Source organism: Butyricicoccus faecihominis, assembly GCF_024462775.1.
GTDB classification, from domain to species: Bacteria; Bacillota; Clostridia; order Oscillospirales; family Butyricicoccaceae; genus Agathobaculum; species Agathobaculum faecihominis_A.
The window spans coordinates 23,534-42,332 of sequence record NZ_JANGCE010000026.1; the positions used below are offsets into that span (position 1 = coordinate 23,534).

Below are 18,799 nucleotides of genomic sequence, written 5' to 3' on the forward strand. Positions count from 1 at the left end.
ATATGAGGTGGTGGTGTGTCCCAGCCCTAAAAGATGTAAATATTCAGATTTTCATTGACAAGCGGTTGGGCTATATATACAATAAAATCAAACGAATCATGATAAAGGTGAACTGATATCTCTGTGGGTGAACAGAATGACATACGGCATAAAGAGCTGACTGCATGCCTCTGAATGGCAAAGGAGATGGAAAAGAAATCATGAAGAAAATATTCATCGCTTGCGTTTGTTTTGCTGTGCTGGGGCTTGTCGGTTGCGGTGCGGATGGCGCAAATACATTACGGATCGAACAACGGGAGATTAGTATTCCGTCGGAAATTTCCGTAGTTACGTCTCTTGAGGACAGACAAAGTACCTTTATGAAAGATGATATGGTATGTGGCGGTATCCGGTTTTACGAGGTGACAGGGGATCGGTTAACGAGTGTTGAGTCCCTGCTCAGTGACCGGGATCAATTTGATACGTCCATGGATAAAAAACAGTTTTTGTGGGAGATTACGGCTGACGAGGATTTGAAAAACGCAGATCCCTTTTTTATGTCCAGTTCGTCTTTCGGCGCAATATACGAAGTAACCTATAAAAACGCGGAAGGGGAAGAGACAACACACTATTATTTCATAGCTTCCGATACGGGGTTCTATGATGTTTTTAGCGTTGATTCGCGTATGCAGGAAGGGACAAAAACGAAAATTCTTGAACAATTTCGTTTGCAGGACGAGTGAGCAGGCGACAAGCAAAAGGAGCGACTAGACAAAATTCTACAAAAAAATAAAAGTTTATGTTGACATTTGGCCGGACTATATATACAATAGAAACAGAAAACGGAACACCTTGAAGGTGAATTGATATCTTGGTGGGTGAACAAAATAGAACCGGCGTTTCTGGTGCGGTCTGCAAAGCGCCGCGTTGGGTTCCCCCCGCATAATAACGACCACTCCTATCATTTCTATCATAGCAAAAAGCTCCTCCTTTAAAAGGGGAGCTTTTTGTATTCTGCCAAACCGCTCCGCGAAGGCAGGCAGCGTTTAGCAAAATTTTAAAAATTTTGGCAAATACGGTTGACAGATAGAGCGGTTCGAGATACAATAAAAGCACAAAAACACCGCATGGGTGATTTGATATTTGTAAAGGTGAAATAAATGCGAAGCATTAAATTGTCAAACTCGGAAGAGATATTAATGAATATTTTTTGGCGGGAAAACGTGCCGCTTACCAGCGCGCAGCTTGTCAAGCTTTCCACTGACCAAAATTGGAGCAGTAACTATATTCATAAACTTCTTAGTTTGCTGCAAGAAAAAAAGTTTTTAACGATGTGCGGCGTTTTGCAAGAAGGCAAACATTACTCCCGGCAGTTTACACCCTGTTTTGATAAAGAACAATATATATCAAAAATCTTAGAATCGCAGGGTGTGGGCACGGCTTCTTTGGCAAAAATTGCAGTTGCTCTTGTGAAAAAGCAAGCTGGTGAAAAACCGGACGATAAAAACGAGCGACTGATCAAGGAACTCGAAAAAATGGTAGAGCAATTTGAAAAACATAATGTAAAGAAACCGGATGGAGACAAAAATAATAAATAACATTATAGAGATGTGACATGCAAATAACTTTGTTTTCTTTTCTGTCGGCAGTTCTTTGGAGCAGCGTTTTAATCATTGCCATTTATTTTTTGCGGAAAACACACTATAAGCATTACTTCGGTATGTTTACAATCGTGCTGTTATACTTGTTTTGCGCCGCCAGAGTATTTTTGCCGCTGGAATTTCCACATGCGTATATTATCAATGATCAGACCGTTTATCCGCATATTTATCAAGCGCTGACAAACGATGACGGTTTCGTTAAGGGAATATCATTATTACACGTTCTGTGCGTGATTTGGATCGGCGTGTTTGGTGTTTTGCTAATACGCTATATTCATAATTATTACAAGGCGTCGAAAAGCATTGAGCAATATGCTGAAATCTGCGGTGAGCATGTGCAGCATCTTGTGGACGAAGTAAAACGCATTGTCAAAAAGGATATTGACGTTTCTGTTTTCATAGTGGATAATATTGATACACCGTTTGGATTCGGCATGTTCCGAAAAAAGATATTACTGCCGCGCATAGATTATTCCGAAGAAGAATTACTGTATATCCTGTTGCATGAATATATCCATTTTGCCAATCGGGATATTTTCGTCAAGCTTTTAGTTTCGCTTTTCTGCATGATTTTCTGGTGGGATCCGGTAGCCCATTTGCTGAAACAGGACTTGGAACAAACTTTGGAGATCAAGTGTGATTTGTCGGTTGCAAAGTGTTTGAACATGGAAGAACGCGCATGCTATTTGCGAACGATTATCAGCACGCTAAAACATAGCAATTTGCAGAATACGCCGCCATGTGCAGCAACCGCGTTTTTCAATGGCAATGGGAATGCAGAGGTGGAGGTCAAAGAGCGCTTTAGAGCGGTAATGAACTGCAATAAAGGTAAGGTTTATCAAGTAGCAAATACACTAATCATGTGTGTATTTGTTTTATTTCTTTGTTTATCATATTCTATTATTCCACAGCCTATATTTGATGCGCCGGAAAGCACCGAGCAGGATGCAGTGGATTTCGATCCGTCCTCATCTTACATAATACAGGATAAGAACGGAGGCTATTGGCTTTATGTGGACTCGGTTGAACCATTCAGCATTCCTGAAAACGAAGCTGAGTTTTATCAACAAACAGGTATTCAAATTGTAAAGGGGTGAGATAGATGAAGAAAAAGATTTTGCTCGCTTTGGGAGTTGCTGCCCTTCTTGCCAGCTCGATTCCGGCAGGCTTTGCCGCAGATTTTGCACAGGCACCGGTAGCGGCTGTCAGCACCAACAGCGAGGTGAACGGCGTTGAACCACGTGCAGATATTATTGAATATAAGTATCGCATCTTGGGAGACAAACGGCAATATCGCCGCTGGAACGCAACGCGCGGTTACTGGGTCGATCCCGAGTGGATTGATATTAATTAGTAACAAAAAGCTCCTCCTTGAAAAAGGGGGAGCTTTTTTGTGCCAATGCCAATCAGTTAAGAATGAGCAAGTAATAACTGGGTAGCAAACACCCTTTGGGCTCCCACCAACGAGGGCATATGCGTAAACTTAAGCAGCGTATGCATAGAGCGATCTTTGGGCTTCCCCCGACGAGGGGAAGCTGGCACGGCGAAGCCGTGACTGATGGGGGGGCGCATGAATTGGCAGCAAGATGTGCGTGGCTGCCTTAAAGTGCGCTATTCGTTAAGCCCCCCATTCGTCACGCGCCTGCGGCGCGCGCTACCTTCCCCTCGTGGGGGGAAGGCCAGAAAGCGGTCTTTGCCCCCCGCGCGTTGCTTAAGTTTACGCTTATGCCCTCGTGGAGGGAAGGCCAAAGGGATGCGCTAGGAGTCAGTTATTATTATTTTAATGACATTGGCTTTTTTGTGCTTTATCCTTTGCTATCCGCTGTCCGTCAGTTGGCCGCGCAGGTGGGCGATGGCGCGCTTTTCAATGCGCGATACCTGCACCTGCGACACGCCGATGAGCTTGGCGACCTGCTGCTGGGTCAGGTCGCGCGAGAAGCGCAGGGCGAGCACCTCTTGGTCGCGTTCGGGCAGGGTGCGTATGGCTTCGCGCAGCGAGAGATACAGGCAGGCGCGCTCTTCGAGTCCGTCGTCGCCGATCAGGTCGGATAGGTGGCCGCCGCCCGAAAGCTCGCGCTCAAAGGAATCCACCGTTACGTTGGACTGTTCGCAGGCCGCTACCTCTTCCGGGGTAAGCCCGGCGGCTTCGGCGATTTCAGAGATGGTGGGGGAATTGCCGGTTTTGGCGGTCAGCTCGGTTTCGATGCGGTGCAGCTTGGCCGAACGTTCCTTCATGGCGCGGCTGACCTTGACCGCGCCGTCATCCCGGAGAAACCGCCGTATTTCGCCCGCGATTTTGGGTACCGCGTAAGTAGAAAACTGCGTGCCGAGTTCCAGATCGAACCCGCGCACCGCCTTGATAAACCCAACGGCGGCAAGCTGGTATAGATCGTCCGGCTCGACGCCGCGCCCGTAATAGCGCCGCGCGATCGACCAGATCAGGCCGCTGTTCTCCTGCAAAAGACGCGCTTCGGCTTCGCGGTCACCCGCCGCCGCGTCGCGCAGCAGGTCGCGCGTTAGTTCGGTCATGGCCTATCGCTCCGATAGCGTCTTGATCATGGTCACGAGCGTGCCGCGTCCCTCGGTAGAGCGGACGCGAAGCTTGTCCGTAAAGGTCTCCATGATGGTGAAGCCCATGCCCGAACGCGTATCGTCGCCGGTGGTGAACATCGGCTGGCGCGCCTTTTGCACGTCCGCGATGCCGCGTCCCGCGTCCTTGATCTTGATCTCCAGCGCGCGTCCCTCGAAAAGGCGCACGGACACGGTGATAAAGCCCGCTTTATCCGCGTAGCCGTGGACGATGGCGTTGGTCACCGCCTCCGACACGACGGTTTTGATATCGCCCAGCTCCTCCATCGTCGGGTCGAGCTGGGAAACAAAAGCGCCCACGGCCTGCCGGGCGAACGCCTCGTTTACCGAGTGGCTTTCAAATTTAATGCTCATTTTATTGACTACGCCGCGCATCGTTCATTCCCCCTTTTCAAAAATCATGACCTGCGGCAGACCGGCCGCTTCAAACACGCGCATGGCCTGCGGCGGCGCGCCGCGCACGGCAAAATCGCGCCCGCTGCGCGCCGACGTGCGAAACAGGTGCATAACGACCGCTAGGCCGGAGCTATCCATAAACGTAAGCCCGTGCAGCTCCAAAACCAGCTTTTCACAGGGGTAGAGCGCGAGCAGATCCTCCGATTGCTCAATCGCAAGGCGCGCCTCGTGATGATCCAGGTCGCCCGCGAGGGAAACAATTAATGTGCCCTCTTTCATGGTTGGGGTGATTTGTAACATTAGCCACACCACACTTTCAGTTAATTAGTAGTTAGGAATTAGTAATTAGTAATTGGGAGCGGCGACAGTTTGAGCCGGGAAATAAGGCGTTGGCGCTTATGTAAGGCAGAAATCGTGAAGCTGAAGCGGAAACGCTAAAATAATTACTACCTACTAATTCCTAACTAAAAAAAACGGCTTGTACCGTTTTTTTTCGGTACAAGCCAAAGTTTACCATATAAAATGTTTTTATTCGGTCGCTTTCTGTCGCGTGCGGAGGATCTTTTCCGCTTCGCCGACAAGGTAGATCGAACCGCAGACCAGCACGCAATCGTTCGGGGCGGCGTTTTCGAGCGCGAGGGCGATCGCCCGCTCGGCGGTGCCGCAGTCGAACACGGCGTCGCAATCCTGCTCGGCCAGCGCGGCCAGCGTGGTGGTGATGAGCGCGCGGTCGTTATCCGGGGCGCAGGCGTAGAAGATATCGGCCCGGCGGGCGAGCTGCCGCACGCAGACTTCGTATTCCTTATCGCGCACCATGCCCATGACGACGTGCAGGCGCTTGCGGCCCAGCATTTCATCGATCGCGTCGCACAGAGCATCCGTGCCCGCCGCGTTATGCGCGCCGTCCAGCAGAACAAGCGGGTTTTCGCGCACGCGCTCCAAGCGGCCCGCCATGCGCGCCGAGGCAAGGCCGCGCACCACGGCGGAAACGTCGATTTTCCAGCCGCGCTCGCGCAGGGCCTGTATGGTGTGCAGGGCGGTGAGCGCGTTTTGCAGTTGGTAGCGGCCCGGCATGGCGAGCGTGTAGCCCTGCCCCTCGTACAGAAAAGCGGTGTTGTGAATATCGCACCGCAATACGGTGGTATCCGTCGGGAAGGAGCACCAGATCGCGCCCGCCGCGTCGCACGCGCGCCGCAGGACGGGGAGCGCCTCCGCCGGCTGATTGACCGCGCAGACCACCGCGCTGGACGGTTTGATGATGCCGGCCTTTTCCGCCGCGATCTCGGCCACGGTATCGCCCAAAGCGTCCATATGGTCGCGCGAAATGGGCGTAATGACGCAGACCTCCGGCGGGTCGATGACGTTCGACGCGTCGCACCGGCCGCCAAGGCCGGTTTCCAGCACGACGATATCGCACTCCTGCTCTAGAAAGTAGAGAAAGGAAATGGCGGTGGTAAACTCAAATTCGCCTATGGTCTCGCCTTCGGGCAGGGTAAGGCTTTCCGCCGCGAGGGCGACGCGCTCGGCCAGACGGGACAGGTCGCTGTCCCCAATCATGGCGCCGTCCACGCGGATGCGCTCGTGAAAATGGACAAGATAGGGCGAGGTGTTCAGCCCGGTGCGGTAGCCCGCGCAGCGCAGGGTGTTTGCGATCATGCAGGCGGTTGAGCCTTTGCCGTTGGTGCCCGCCAGATGCACGAATTTCAGGCGCTTCTGCGGATCGCCCAGCGCGGCGCAAAGCGCGCGGATGCGGTGCAGCCCGGGCGCGCCCGAAAAGCGGCCGAGCGAGTGGATGTATTCGATTGCGGTTTTGGGTTGATCCATAATGGGTAATAACCTTCACTTTTATCAATATTTGCATGTGGATATACAAATTATACCCCTTCTGCGCGGCCTGTCAAGGAGAACAAGTGTTTGTTTTGTAGGCTGAGATATGATATAATCATATTATCTTCTACTTAAACGAGGTAAGCTGAGAAAATGGAACCGACGAAATTCGATATGAAGTACGCCTCCATCCGCCGCGCGGTGATCGAGGCCCGCTTTGAACATTTAAACGAAAAGCAGCGCGAGGCAGTATACGCGACCGAGGGGCCGCTGCTCATCCTCGCGGGCGCGGGCAGCGGTAAAACCACCGTGCTGATCCAGCGTATCATCAACATGCTGCGCTTTGGGCGCGGATACGACGCCCAGCAGGCGCAGCCCGGCGCGACCGAGCAAGACCTGCTGTTTTTGACCGAATACCTGACCGACCCCAAGCCGGAAAACCGCGCGCGCGCCGAAGCGCTGTGCGCGATAGACCCCGCGAAGCCGTGGGAGATCATCGCGATTACCTTTACGAACAAGGCCGCGCGCGAGCTCAAGGAACGGCTGACCGGCGCGGTGGGCGAGGAGGACGCTTCCGCCATTTGGGCGTATACGTTCCACACCGCCTGCCTGCGCATTCTGCGCCGCAACGTCGATCTGCTGGGCTTTGAACAGCCGTTCACGATCTACGACGAGGATGAGAAAAAGCGCGTGATTATCGCGGCGCTGCGCCGCCTGAACATGGACGAGAAAATATACGACCCGCGCGCGGTGATGGGCATGATTTCCCGCGCCAAGGACCGCTTGATGACGCCGAGGCAGTTCATGACCGACGCGCACGGCGACCACTACCGCGAAAAAGTGGCCGATGTGTACAAGCTTTACGAAAAAGAAATGAAAAAGGCCTGCGCGCTGGATTTTGACGATATTATCATGAAAACCGTGCTGATGCTGCAAAACTATCCGGACGTGCTCGAATACTACCAGCGCAAGTTCCGCTATGTGCTGGTGGACGAATATCAGGATACCAACTACGCGCAGTATGTGCTGACCAGCCTGCTTGCGGGCGGGTACCAGAACATCTGCGTCGTTGGCGACGACGATCAGTCCATCTACAAATTCCGGGGCGCGACCATTACGAACATTTTGGAATTTGAAAAGCAGTACCAGAACGCGCGCACCATCCGGCTTGAACAAAACTACCGCTCAACCGGCAACATTCTTTCCGCGGCGAACGAGCTGATCCGCAACAACGCCCAGCGCAAGGGCAAGGAGCTTTGGACCGACCAGACCGGCGGCGCCAAGCTGCGCGTGCACCGCTCGGACAGCCAAGAGGGCGAGGCCGGCTATATCGCGGACACCATCCTAGCGGGCGTGGAAGGCGGGCGGCGGTTCAGCGATTACGCGATCCTGTACCGCAACAACGTTCTTTCGGATAATATTGCCGCCGCGTTCATTCGTAATGGCATCCCCTACCGGGTATACAAGGGGCGCGACTTCTTCTCCCGCGCGGAAATCCGGGATATGTTCGCCTATCTGTGGGTTGTGGAGAACCCGGCGGACACGCTGCGCCTGAAGCGCATCATCAACGTGCCCGCCCGCAAAATCGGCGACCGCTCGGTCGAGCTGGCCGAGCAGGCGGCGGAGGAAAACGGCCTGCCGCTGTTTGAAGTGGTGAAAAACGCTTCCGCGTACCCTACGCTTTCGCGCGCCGCTTCCGCGATGGAGCGCTTTGGCAAAATGATAGAGGATCTGCGCCAGCAGCGCGAGTTTTTAGGCCTTTCCGAGTGGTACGCTGAAGTGCTCAACCGCACGGGCTACGCCGAGGCGCTGGAAAACAAGGATGATATGGAATCCAAAAGCCGTTTGGAGCATATCGAGGAGCTGAAGAGCTACCTGCTTACTTATGAAGAAAAGAACGAAGAGCCGACGCTTGCCGGATTTTTGGAGGAAATGGCCCTTTACACCGACGCGGACAAGACCGGCGACGAAGAGGACGCGGTCACGATGATGACCATGCACTCGGCCAAGGGGCTGGAGTTCCCGGTGGTGTTCCTCGCGGGTCTGGAGGACGGGCTGTTCCCCGGCTTCCGCGCCATGGAAAAAGACGAGGACATGGAGGAGGAGCGCCGCCTGTGCTATGTGGCGGTGACGCGCGCGCGGGAAGAGCTGTACATGACCTGCGCCGAGCGCCGCTTGCTGTACGGCCGCACGCAGTACGCGCACCCCTCGCGCTTTTTGCAGGAGATTCCCGAGGAGCTGACGGACAGCAACGTGAACCAGCGCGCCTTTGACCCGCCGGTGCAGCCCGCCGCGCAGACCGCGCGCGAGGGCATCGTGCACGCGCGCAGCGCGTCGGTCGCGCCCGCTCCCGCCGCAAGGCCGGGGCGCGCCGCGGCTCAGCCCGCGCCGGACTTTGCCGTTGGCGGGCGGGTACGGCACCGCGCCTTTGGCGACGGCCTGATCGTTTCCGCCAAGCCGATGGGCGGCGATTGCTTATTGGAGATCGCGTTTGACCAGAAGGGCACCAAGCGCCTGATGGCGAAGAGCGCGGCGCAGTTCATGGAGAAGCTATAAAAAGGGGAAAGCGCGTTTCGCAATGTTATTGGACTTGTCGTTCTAAGGAATATATTGACGAAGGATGACAAATAAATGAAAATTCCTTAACAAAAAGGCAATGGGTGCGCCCATTGCCTTTTTGTGTCCGGCGCGGTTGTAACCGCACGGCGGGTCTGCTATACTGATAGAAAGAAAGAGAGGGGATCGGTATGGTACAACAACTGGCCGCGCTGCTCGCGGCGCTTTCACTGGGGGCGGGCGCGTCTGTTCCGCTATCGGGCAACGCCGCGACGTTCGCGGCGCTTTTGGAGGAGACCAACGCGGCGCACGCCAAAATCGACGCGCCCCGCGCCGATCTCGACCGTTACCGCTACGATTTCCAAAACGGTAAGCCGCTTTTCACACTGGAGGACGGCAAACGTATCCGCGCCTTTGACCAGAACAATCTGGATCTGCACGATCCGCTGCCGGCGGACGAGGCGCGGGCCGAGGTGGGCTGGGTGATGCGTCTGCTGCGTTCGCAATACGGCCTGTACACATGGTCGGGCGGGGACGCGGCGTTTGATAAGGCTGAAAAAGAAATACTGGCCGCGCTGCCGGAGACCGGAACGATCGCTCTTACAGACTATAAGGCGCTGATGATCCGGCACCTTTCCTTTATCGGCGACACACACTTTTCCTTTGACGGGCACAACTTCCAGCCGGACATACAGCTGTTTGCGGATGAGAGCCGCGCCTATTACCGCAAGAATGGCACGTTTTATATCGACGCGGCCTGTACGGACGCGGTGCGCGCGATAGACGGACAAGCGCCGGAGACGTATTTGAAGCGCGCCATTGGCCAGAACGGCGAGTTGACCTATTACCTATACCGGCTCGCGCCGCGCGCGGAAGCGCTGGAAATGAAGGTGGAGACCGCGGGGGGAACGTTTACGGCAAAGCTGCACCTTGCCATATCGCTCGATTCGCGCACCGCGCCGGAAGAAAACTACGTTTACAGCGTGCGGGGCGGCATTCCGTTTATGGAGCTGAACCGTACCGTGTTCGGTGAGGACGACCAGAGCGGTTGGTCCAACCAACACGACGAGGATGACAAGCAGGCGTTCCTCGCCTCCGCCGAAGCGATTAAGGAATACCCGGCGGCGGTGCTCGATTTATCGCACAACCCCGGCGGCAACGGCGACCTGCCGCCTGAATGGTTCTACCGGTACACCGGCGAGCAAGCGCAGCCGAATTACTGCACGCTGCGCATCCGCGCGAGCGATACATGGCTGCGTTCCTGCTACGGCGCGGAAAACGAGGAGCAATGCGCGGAGATCCGCGCACAGACGGACGCTTACCATGCGGCGGGCGGCCTGCGCGTGGACGGCGACTACTATGTCGGCGCGCCCGAGCCGCAGTTTTTGGAGCAGCCGGACCGCGTGCTGTTTGTGTTGACCGCGCGCCACACAGCCTCCGCGGCCGAAGCGTTTACCGACCTGATGCACAACCTGCAAAACGTGGTGACGATTGGCGCGAATACCGGCGGCGTGCTGACAAACGGCGCGAATTACGGTATTTCGCTGCCCTATTCTGGTCTGTTTTTCCAGTTCGGCGAGTGCCTGTTTTACTGGGATCCCGCCTATTTTCAAGAGGGCGCGGGTATGACGCCGGACGTGTACCTGACGGGAGACCGGCTGAATGAACGGCTCGAGCTCTTTTTGACCCGGTACGCGGGCATGCAAAGCAAAAAATAGAAAAGCTGAAGCGCGGCACAGAAAGCATTTCTTCTGTGCCGCGCTTTTTTAGTGTATGTATTTGAGTCGCGTTTTGCCGTATTCGGTGACCTGATAGTGGATCAGCAGTTCCCCTTGGGGATCAAATTCGAGCTGGGCGGCCTTTAAAAAGCCAATGCCGAGGAAGGAATCGACGTAATCGTTCACCGTTTTAAGGGTGAAAAGCTTTTCGCCGCCGTATTCATCCGCGAGATCGTGGTATACGTCGGACACTGTGAACGGGTTGCCGAGCAGAATGGCGTATTGCAGAATACGCGTTTTCAGCGGTAATTTCATCAGTCTTTCTCCTTCCTTACGACACGTCGCGCAGGTTGACCAGCTCGGACGGCTTGCAGATGATGAGGATCAGGCCGAGCACAACGATCACCGCGCCGGCCACGCCTAACGCATTGACCGAATAAGCCGCGACGCCAAGGGCCGCAAACAGGTAGCCGAAGGGGATGCTCCAGATCGGACGCGAGGAATCGACCGCGAGCGTGCGGGAGGGGCCGGCCTTGTTAAACGCGGTGTACGCGCAGTTGTAGTTGATCGCGCCGAGCAGCCCAGTGATGACGACGAATAAAAGCAGAATGGGCGTGGTGAACACCATGCGCAGAATGCCGGTAAAGGCGGCCAGATTGCCGGTGGCGGCGGACAGGATGGTCATGGCGATCAGGCCGATTACGCCCGAGCCAAAGCAGCGGTAAAAGCCGCAGCCGACATTTGGATCGATCATATCGCCCGCGTAGGTGGAGAACTGACCTTCAAGCGTAAAGCCGATGGGCGCCATCAGGGCGAGGATAAAGCCTAAAATAAAGTTGCTGCCGCCTTCGGAAAAGCCTGTCCAGCCCGAAACGATCACGCCCACGACCGTGATGCCGATGCCGAGATATACGCGCGCGCTGATATTTTCCTTAAGAAAGAACTTGCCGATGATCGCCGTGAGAATCGGCCCCAGACTGGTGACGACCGCGACCGTGGTGAGTCCGCAAAAGGGCGTGGCGGCCATCCAGCAGCCGGTGGCGAGCGGGCCCGCGAACGCGGCCGAGGCCAGCATCATCCACGATACCTTAAGGGAGATGGTGCGCTTATACTCGGTAAGACCTTTTCCGCGGGACGTGTTGTAGAGAAAGGTGAAAACACCGGCAAACAAGTCGCAAAGGCCAATCAGCGTGATGGAACAGAGTATGGAAACGATCACCTTGTCGGACAGGGTGGGGATGATGGTCGAGGTGACCGAGTTGTTAAAAATGTTTTGCAGGATCGCGGTGATGGGCATCAAGATCGCAATCTTCATTCCGCTTGTCGCCATCCGGATCTTCTTTTGTGTATATGCTTGTTCGGGCGTCATTTGGGATGCCTGTTTGTATACTTCTTCCTGTGTCGGTTGAGACACTGTCATGGTGGTTTCCCCTTTCTATGATACTGCTGAGGACAGGGATCAATGCTCTAAAATGAAGCTGACCTGCTCGCAGAAATCGTTGGTGCCGCAAACGCCGGTGTCGCGCACCAGATCCTGCACATCGACCGGCAGCTCGTTCCCGGGCAGCAGCGCGTTGAGCATGCCGCCCATCAGGATACGGTATTTTTTGCCGCGCTCCTTTGCAAGCGCGGTGATCGACTGCGCGTAGGACAAGCATTGGCCGCAGTGCGAGCTAACGCAGATGATATCGGTGCCTTCCTCATCCGCCAGATCGAGCACGGCGGCGGGCTCCATATCGACGCCGCCGTTGACCGGCTCGGCGTGTATTTCGCGGTATACCTCGGTGATGAGCATTAGACCGTAGCTGTGGCCGTCGGCCGATACGCAGACGATCTTTTGGCCGTTTAAACGAATGCCCTTTTCCTTTAGCTCGGCGACGATCTCGTCCTTCATCTCCATGGTCTGCTGGCCGAGCTGGCTCGGGAAGTAGGGATGGAACGAACCGGTCTCCTCGATACTGGGGTGGAAGCTCTGTTCAAATTTAGTCGGGCTAAAGCGCTTGAGCATCATGATCATTTGCAGCGGATCCTCGGTGTCGACGCCTGCCTCGCGGAAGGCGTTCATCACATTTTCGTAAAATTTGGCGCCCTTTTCGATCATCTTATCGCACATTTGCTCGATGGGGGTGAAATCCATCAGCGGCAGCCATTCCTTTGCCTTGTATTCGGCGCGCATACCGGCCGCGGCGATGTCGAGCAGTTCGTCGAGCGAGGGGGTGCGCAGCCGCTCGGTAACGGCGGTAGGACTGATGATGACCGGCAGGTTATATTTCAGGTTGAACAGCGTTTGTATGAGCGCCTCTTGCACGCCGGTACCGAAGTTGGCGTTGACGTCGTGGTCGAGCTGATCGACCGTGCCGCCGTTGTAGTAGACGACGCCCGGATGATCGGGGGTGGAAAACAGCTTGTGTATGGCAAGGGCGAACGCCATGCGGGGCTGCACCTCGGTCAGCAGACCGCCGTAGCTGACGGAAAACAGGGTGCCGCACAGCTCGGTGGCGATGTAGTGCTCGACCATCATGTAGCCGACCCAAGAGACAACGTCCAGAAAGTAGCCGGGGATGCCGTCCTCCGGGTAGGTGACAACGTCGATATCCAGATCCTTTTTGGTGGACAGGATGCCGAGCGAGCGGACCATGTCGGAAAAGCGGTTCACTTCCTCGTGGTAGCCGGTGTACTCCCAGATTAGCGTGGAAAAACAGCCCAAACGGTCGGTGCCCGCTTCCAGCGCGTTGATGGTCGTTTGCAGGGACGCGGGACAAGCCAAATGAAAATCCTGCCACGCGACCTGAATGGGCGCGGCGTCGGTATGCGCTTTCCAGTCGGCGGGATCAAACATTTCGTAGCTGGTCTGCTTCGGGAACGTGTCCCAGTATTCATGGGGCAGGCCGACGATCTGCGACGGGATGGACTGAATGCCCGAGATTTCCATGCCCTCGTCCGCATTTCGCTGGTTGAAAGCGTCAATCGCGCGGATCGCGTTCAATTCGTCTTCCAACGTGGCGAGACCGATCAGCAGCTGCCAAGTCTGCTTGCCCTCCGCCAGACGCTTCTTGCGGTATTCCAGATAAGTTTTACAGCCGTGCTTTTGCAGGAAGGGGGTGCGGGGGACGTTGATGGTGGGGCCCATTTCCCTGCCTTCCTTGAGCAGCTCGCGGCCGTCGGGAAAGTTTTCCGGGATCAGACTTTTGATATATTCACGCAGCTGTTCGTCCATATTGGCACTCCTCCTTATATCTATGTGGATGGTGAAGTTTATGAAAGTATTATTTTTAATATAAAAATAATAGAGGGAAAGCAGCCCGCCGTCAATCGACAAAAGCAATAGGATTCCGTATGTAATTTCGTAAGAATGAACGAAATTTCAAGCAATGGCGATGGACGGCGGGCAGAAAACGCAAAAACAAGTATTTTTTAGAAAACGCCGCGGCCCTGACGAGCCTCCACGACGCGCTTGACCGAGATCAGGTAAGCGCCGGTGCGCAGCGTGGTATCGCGCTGCTCGGCGATCTCCCACACGGCTTCAAACGCGGTATCCATAATGTTTTTCAGTTCGCTGTTTACGCGTTCTTCGCTCCAGCACAGCTCCTGAATATTCTGCACCCACTCGAAGTAGGAAACGACCACGCCGCCGGCGTTGGCAAGAATATCGGGGACCAGCTTGATGCCGCGCGCTTGCAGGATATCGTCGGCTTCCAGCGTGGTCGGGCCGTTGGCGGCTTCGACAACATACTTGGTCTTGATGCGCTCGGCGTTCTCGCCGTTGATCTGGTTTTCGAGCGCGGCGGGAACCAGTACGGTGGTGTCCAGCTCCAGCAGCTCGGCGTTGGAGATATGGTTGATGCCGGGCGCGTCGAAATCCTTTAAAAGGTTTTTGCCGCCGGACAGGTAAGCGAGGATGCCGGGGATATCCAGACCGTTCGGATCGTACACGCCGCCCGAAACATCGGAAACGGCAATGATCTTCATGCCCTGACGGTGCAGCAGCTTCGCGGTGATGGAGCCCACGTTGCCCATGCCCTGCACGACCACGCTGGTGCCTTCAATCGGGCGGTTTTCCTTTTTCAGCAGGTTGTTGATCGTGAACATGACGCCGCGGCCGGTCGCTTCGTTTCGGCCCAGAATGCCGCCAAGGCCGATCGGCTTGCCGGTGACCACGCCCAGCACGCTGTGCCCCTTGAGCATCGAATAAGTATCCATCATCCACGCCATGACGTGCGCGTTGCTGCCCACATCGGGCGCCGGGATATCCTGCTCCGGCCCGATCAGCGGGGCGATGGCCGCCGTGTATTTGCTGGTGAGGGCGTGCAGCTCGCGTTCGCTCATGCCCGACGGGTCGCAGATGATGCCGCCCTTGCCGCCGCCGTAGGGGATGTTGACAACGGCGCATTTGAACGTCATCCAAGCGGCGAGAGCCTTGACCTCGTCATGGTTGACGCCGGGATGGAAGCGCACGCCGCCCTTGGCCGGTCCGCGCGCGGTGGAGTGCTGTACGCGGAAGCCCTCAAATACCTTGAGCGAGCCGTCGTCCATCACAACGGGCATGGATACCTGAAGTTCGCGCTCCGGATATTTCAGGATGGCGTACTCTTTTTCTTTGTAGCCGAGCATCGAAGCGGCGTGGTCGACGACTTTGAGTACATTGTCGTAAGGGTTGTATTGCTGTTTCATTGCGTTTCTTCCTTTCTGCATTTAGAAAATGGCGGTGTTTGGTTCGGTCGCGCATGCGGGCGGTGCGAGTAAATTTACGACTTATTTCAAACGTTGTATATATTATATTTTACAATGACTTTTTTAAAAGTCAATACTTAAATTAAATATTTATTTAAGTATTAAAATAGAAGCCTACGAGTGAACGTTATTTCGCGCGGTCAGGTGGGAAACGGCGGTGATGATCACGCGGCGTTCGACAAAACGCGTTTGTCCGGTATAGCGGTCGGCGACCTCCACGTCCTCGACGCGGTCGGTCAGATCAAAGAAGGCGCCGGGCAGGTAAGCGGCGGCTTGCTCCGCGCCCAGCCGGCGCGCGCAATCAGTGGCCTGATCCAGCGTGGGCTCGCTGAGACGCTTTTGGGAGCCGAACACGGTATAGGTTTTGGTGATAGGGTCGGGCCGGATCAATATTTCGACCTGCTCGGTGGCCTGCCCTACCGCGGCGCCCACGGCGTTCGCGACCTCCGCGTAGGGCGGCACGATGACGCGGGTGCCCAGCGTTTCGGCCAGCGTGCCGACCCACGCCCCGGTGGGCGCGCCGATGGCGACGACCGGCTTTTTCAAATAATAGTGGCCGCCAAGCACGGGGCTTTTGTCGTTCAGGAAAATCCGGTTGACGAAATAATCCGCCGCTTCGCTGGAGCTGGCGTCAAAATCCTGCCGGTCAAAGTATAGGCCGCTCTGGATGCAGGCGCAGCCCAGCAAGCGGTGGATGGTGGCGCGCACCCGCTCGGCGCATTCGCCAAAGCGGATGGAAAGCTGATCGGCCATGATTTGCAGGACGAGCCGCGCGGCTTCGGCGTCCCACTCGACATACGCGCCGGTGGCGTGCAGAACATCGGTGGGCGAAAGGGCGATGCGGGAAACGTAGCCCGCCGCGAGCAGACGCTCCAGCGCGGAGATAAGGCTCGGCACCCCGATCTGCTTTTGCAGCACATAGAGCGTGTGGGGCGACCGGTCGAGCGTGCGCACGATCTGGCGTTCCAACTCGCTTAGCTCATTCTCTTCCGCGTAGCGCGCAAGCATGAAGGCTTCGATCTCATTGCGCCAAAAGTTCAGATAGGGCCGGTCCTCTTGCCCATAGATGTCTTGCAGCTCCCGCAGCAGATCGGGGAACCATGTGGCGGCGACGCAGTAAGGAATGACCTTTTGCGGCCCGACCGACACGCGGCGTTCACTGTCTAAATACACGCGGCTGTCGCCGCCAAGGCCGATGGTATAGACCTCGGCTGCGCGAATCTGGGTAAACCAGCCGCCGACCTTGGCGCCGTCGTTATTCATAAGCATGCGGCCTTCTTCCACATTGGCAAGATCGGTTGTCGTGCCGCCCATGTCCAGAACAATGGGGTTCGTTTCGCCGGATAGGAACACGCCGCCGATGATACTGGCCGCGGGACCGGAAAGGATGGTCTCGATGGGCTTATCCCGCGCGCATTCGGCGGTCATGAGCGTACCGTCGCCCCGGACGATCATAAGCGGCGCTTCAATCTGGTGGCCAAGCATGACCTGCCGGACCGAATCGATCAGCTCGCAAAGCAGGGGGATGAGGCGGGCGTTCAGCGTGGCGGTTACCGTACGGTCGTAAAAGCCGAGCGAACCGGTCAGATCGTGCGCGCAGACAACGGGAACGCCAAGCCTTTGCTGGATGCGCTGCTTGACATAGATCTCATGCTCCGGATTGCGCACACTGGCGTAGCCGGAGACCGCCAGCGCGTCGACCTCGCCGCGAAAGCTCTCGATCGCCTCGTCCACCTCGTTTGGATCGATGTTTTCACGCATGCGCCCCCGAATATCCGGTTTGCCCCGGATAACGCGATAGCGGGACGAAGGCATTTTGCCCTCCGGCCTGCCGCCGATTAAAATGAGGCCTTCCTTGCAGCCGCGCCCCTCGACGATGGCGTTGGTCGCCAGCGTGGTGGACAGGCAGACGAGGGATACGCCCTCCAGCTGGTCCGGGCGGAAGGCATGGATGCAGTTATTGATGCACAAGCGCAGGTTGCGGTGCGTGGTGAGCGTTTTGGTCTTACACAGTATTTCACGGGTACCGGCTGCGACGATAACGCCGTCGGTATAGGTGCCGCCGGTATCGATGCCCAATATCTTACGCATATGAAACCTCCTATATAATTTAGAATTATTTTAAATAGTAAAATAAGTAGATAAAACCGCTGCCGGTTTTGTGGATTGCTCCGCTCATATCAGAGTGGGGAAGAGCACATGGTCGAGCGTGAGGCGGACCAACCCTTCAGCGTAGTTATCAAAGATATTGTTATCGATGCGCAGCTCGGGCACGTTGTGGGCGGGAATGAACTGGCGGCAATAGCCGCAAATATCCGGCAGGTCGGTTTCCGCGAGCGCTTCGCCCATGATAACGATGCGGGGCGGGTTGATCGTGCACACGACCGTGGTTACGATTTGCGCGGCAAAGCGGCAGAACGCCCCGCGCTCTCGCGGCAGAGCGGCCTGATCGGCCGAGGAAAAGCCGAAGGCGCGGGCGATATAGCTCACTTCGCCGGAAAACATCGTCCAGCCCTTGTGCAGGCGGCCCCCAATGATGAAGCCGCCGCCGACAAAGGAGTTTTCCTGCGTGGGAAAATACAGGGCTGCAAAATCGTCCTGCGGGCAATCGAGCTCCTGATAGAGGCAATAGGTGATGATATTCATATCGTTTTCCACGACGACGGCAACGTCGTGCTTGGCGCGGATGCGCGATGCGAAGTCCACGCCCTCCAAAGCGGCGATGTCGCATTGGGTAATGCAGCCGGACTGCGCGTGGCCGGGGATACCGAGGCCGACCGTGCGGATGAGCGGGTCCTGCACGATACAGGTGGTGACCAGCGCTTCGAGCAGCTCGGCGCTGACGGAGGCGATCGGCTGGCTTTCCCGCTGGATGATTCGGCCGAGCGCGTCGGCGATGATGTATTCCACGGCATCCGTACCGTTTTTCATGGTGGTGCAGATGGCGAGGGTATGCAGGTGATCGGGGTTATAGGCAAATATATCGGCTGGGCGGCCGATGCTGACGCCGGTCTGGTCGATCTTGGCGATCTCGCCGCTGATCAGCATTTCGTTCAAGGCGGTGCTGGTGGTCGCCATGCTCAGTTCGGTCTCGCGCGCGATCTCTGTTTTGGTGCAGGTCTCGTGGCGCTGGATCGCGCTGCGGATGCGCTCTAAATTACGCTCACGGATGTCGATAGCGGTGTTGATAGTCATGGGTTAACCTCCCGAACCGCGCATTTCGGCACGGCAATATATTTTGCAATTTATTTTAAGTATTTTTTATTTATATTTTATCCTAAAAGCACCCTTTTGTAAAGCGAAATGAACAGTGTGGCGGTGACAAAATGTGTTTGTAAATTT

16 protein-coding genes are annotated in these 18,799 nt (G+C 55.9%); 6 read left to right on the plus strand and 10 right to left on the minus strand.

The window, feature by feature from the left end:
* The first annotated feature begins 164 nt into the window (after positions 1-164).
* From NE562_RS12880 to NE562_RS12895, 4 genes are all read left to right on the plus strand, one after another.
* Positions 165-722: a hypothetical protein gene (locus NE562_RS12880; protein ID WP_280962838.1), complete on the plus strand. Its 558-nt coding sequence runs from the start codon at positions 165-167 to the stop codon at positions 720-722.
* Positions 723-1,139: 417 nt separating this feature from the next.
* A complete protein-coding gene (locus NE562_RS12885) occupies positions 1,140-1,577 on the plus strand; it encodes a BlaI/MecI/CopY family transcriptional regulator (RefSeq protein ID WP_280962839.1) in 438 nt (145 codons plus the stop codon).
* A gap of 122 nt (positions 1,578-1,699) precedes the next feature.
* Entirely contained in the window at positions 1,700-2,737 is a 1,038-nt protein-coding gene (locus NE562_RS12890) for a M56 family metallopeptidase (RefSeq protein WP_280962840.1), read from the plus strand.
* A 5-nt stretch (positions 2,738-2,742) separates the two neighbouring features.
* On the plus strand, positions 2,743-2,994 hold the full coding sequence (locus NE562_RS12895) for a hypothetical protein (RefSeq protein WP_280962841.1): 252 nt from the start codon (positions 2,743-2,745) through the stop codon (positions 2,992-2,994).
* Between the two features lie 461 nt (positions 2,995-3,455).
* On the opposite strand, the gene NE562_RS12900 is transcribed toward NE562_RS12895, so the two are convergent.
* The 4 genes from NE562_RS12900 to NE562_RS12915 all read right to left on the minus strand — a co-directional run bounded on the left by NE562_RS12900 (position 3,456) and on the right by NE562_RS12915 (position 6,449).
* The gene (locus tag NE562_RS12900; protein ID WP_280962842.1) at positions 3,456-4,169 is read right to left on the minus strand and encodes a sigma-70 family RNA polymerase sigma factor; all 714 of its coding nucleotides are present in this window, start codon (positions 4,167-4,169) and stop codon (positions 3,456-3,458) included.
* 3 nt (positions 4,170-4,172) lie between these two features.
* Positions 4,173-4,583 (minus strand): anti-sigma F factor, encoded by a 411-nt coding sequence (spoIIAB, locus tag NE562_RS12905; RefSeq protein ID WP_305147482.1) that lies wholly within the window; start codon positions 4,581-4,583, stop codon positions 4,173-4,175.
* A gap of 24 nt (positions 4,584-4,607) precedes the next feature.
* Positions 4,608-4,925 (minus strand): anti-sigma factor antagonist, encoded by a 318-nt coding sequence (locus tag NE562_RS12910; RefSeq protein ID WP_280962844.1) that lies wholly within the window; start codon positions 4,923-4,925, stop codon positions 4,608-4,610.
* A gap of 228 nt (positions 4,926-5,153) precedes the next feature.
* Positions 5,154-6,449, minus strand: coding sequence for a bifunctional folylpolyglutamate synthase/dihydrofolate synthase (locus NE562_RS12915; protein ID WP_280962845.1), 1,296 nt, complete (start codon positions 6,447-6,449; stop codon positions 5,154-5,156).
* A 156-nt stretch (positions 6,450-6,605) separates the two neighbouring features.
* Here NE562_RS12915 and NE562_RS12920 point away from each other — a divergent pair, with 156 nt between their 5' ends.
* Positions 6,606-9,008, plus strand: coding sequence for an ATP-dependent helicase (locus NE562_RS12920; protein ID WP_280962846.1), 2,403 nt, complete (start codon positions 6,606-6,608; stop codon positions 9,006-9,008).
* Positions 9,009-9,199: 191 nt separating this feature from the next.
* Positions 9,200-10,726, plus strand: a complete 1,527-nt coding sequence (locus tag NE562_RS12925; RefSeq protein ID WP_280962847.1) for a S41 family peptidase — start codon at positions 9,200-9,202, stop codon at positions 10,724-10,726.
* Positions 10,727-10,774: 48 nt separating this feature from the next.
* On the opposite strand, the gene NE562_RS12930 is transcribed toward NE562_RS12925, so the two are convergent.
* From NE562_RS12930 to NE562_RS12955, 6 genes are all read right to left on the minus strand, one after another.
* Positions 10,775-11,041 (minus strand): hypothetical protein, encoded by a 267-nt coding sequence (locus NE562_RS12930; protein WP_280962848.1) that lies wholly within the window; start codon positions 11,039-11,041, stop codon positions 10,775-10,777.
* Between the two features lie 16 nt (positions 11,042-11,057).
* Positions 11,058-12,041, minus strand: coding sequence for a DMT family transporter (locus NE562_RS12935; protein WP_280962849.1), 984 nt, complete (start codon positions 12,039-12,041; stop codon positions 11,058-11,060).
* Positions 12,042-12,185: 144 nt separating this feature from the next.
* On the minus strand, positions 12,186-13,943 hold the full coding sequence (locus tag NE562_RS12940; RefSeq protein WP_280962850.1) for a cobalamin-dependent protein: 1,758 nt from the start codon (positions 13,941-13,943) through the stop codon (positions 12,186-12,188).
* Between the two features lie 197 nt (positions 13,944-14,140).
* Positions 14,141-15,397, minus strand: coding sequence for a Glu/Leu/Phe/Val family dehydrogenase (locus tag NE562_RS12945; RefSeq protein WP_280962851.1), 1,257 nt, complete (start codon positions 15,395-15,397; stop codon positions 14,141-14,143).
* A 174-nt stretch (positions 15,398-15,571) separates the two neighbouring features.
* A complete protein-coding gene (locus NE562_RS12950; RefSeq protein ID WP_280962852.1) occupies positions 15,572-17,548 on the minus strand; it encodes a hydantoinase/oxoprolinase family protein in 1,977 nt (658 codons plus the stop codon).
* A gap of 84 nt (positions 17,549-17,632) precedes the next feature.
* Positions 17,633-18,652 carry an ROK family protein gene (locus NE562_RS12955; protein WP_280962853.1) on the minus strand — a complete coding sequence of 340 codons (1,020 nt, stop codon included), beginning with the start codon at positions 18,650-18,652 and terminating at the stop codon, positions 17,633-17,635.
* Positions 18,653-18,799 lie beyond the last annotated feature (147 nt).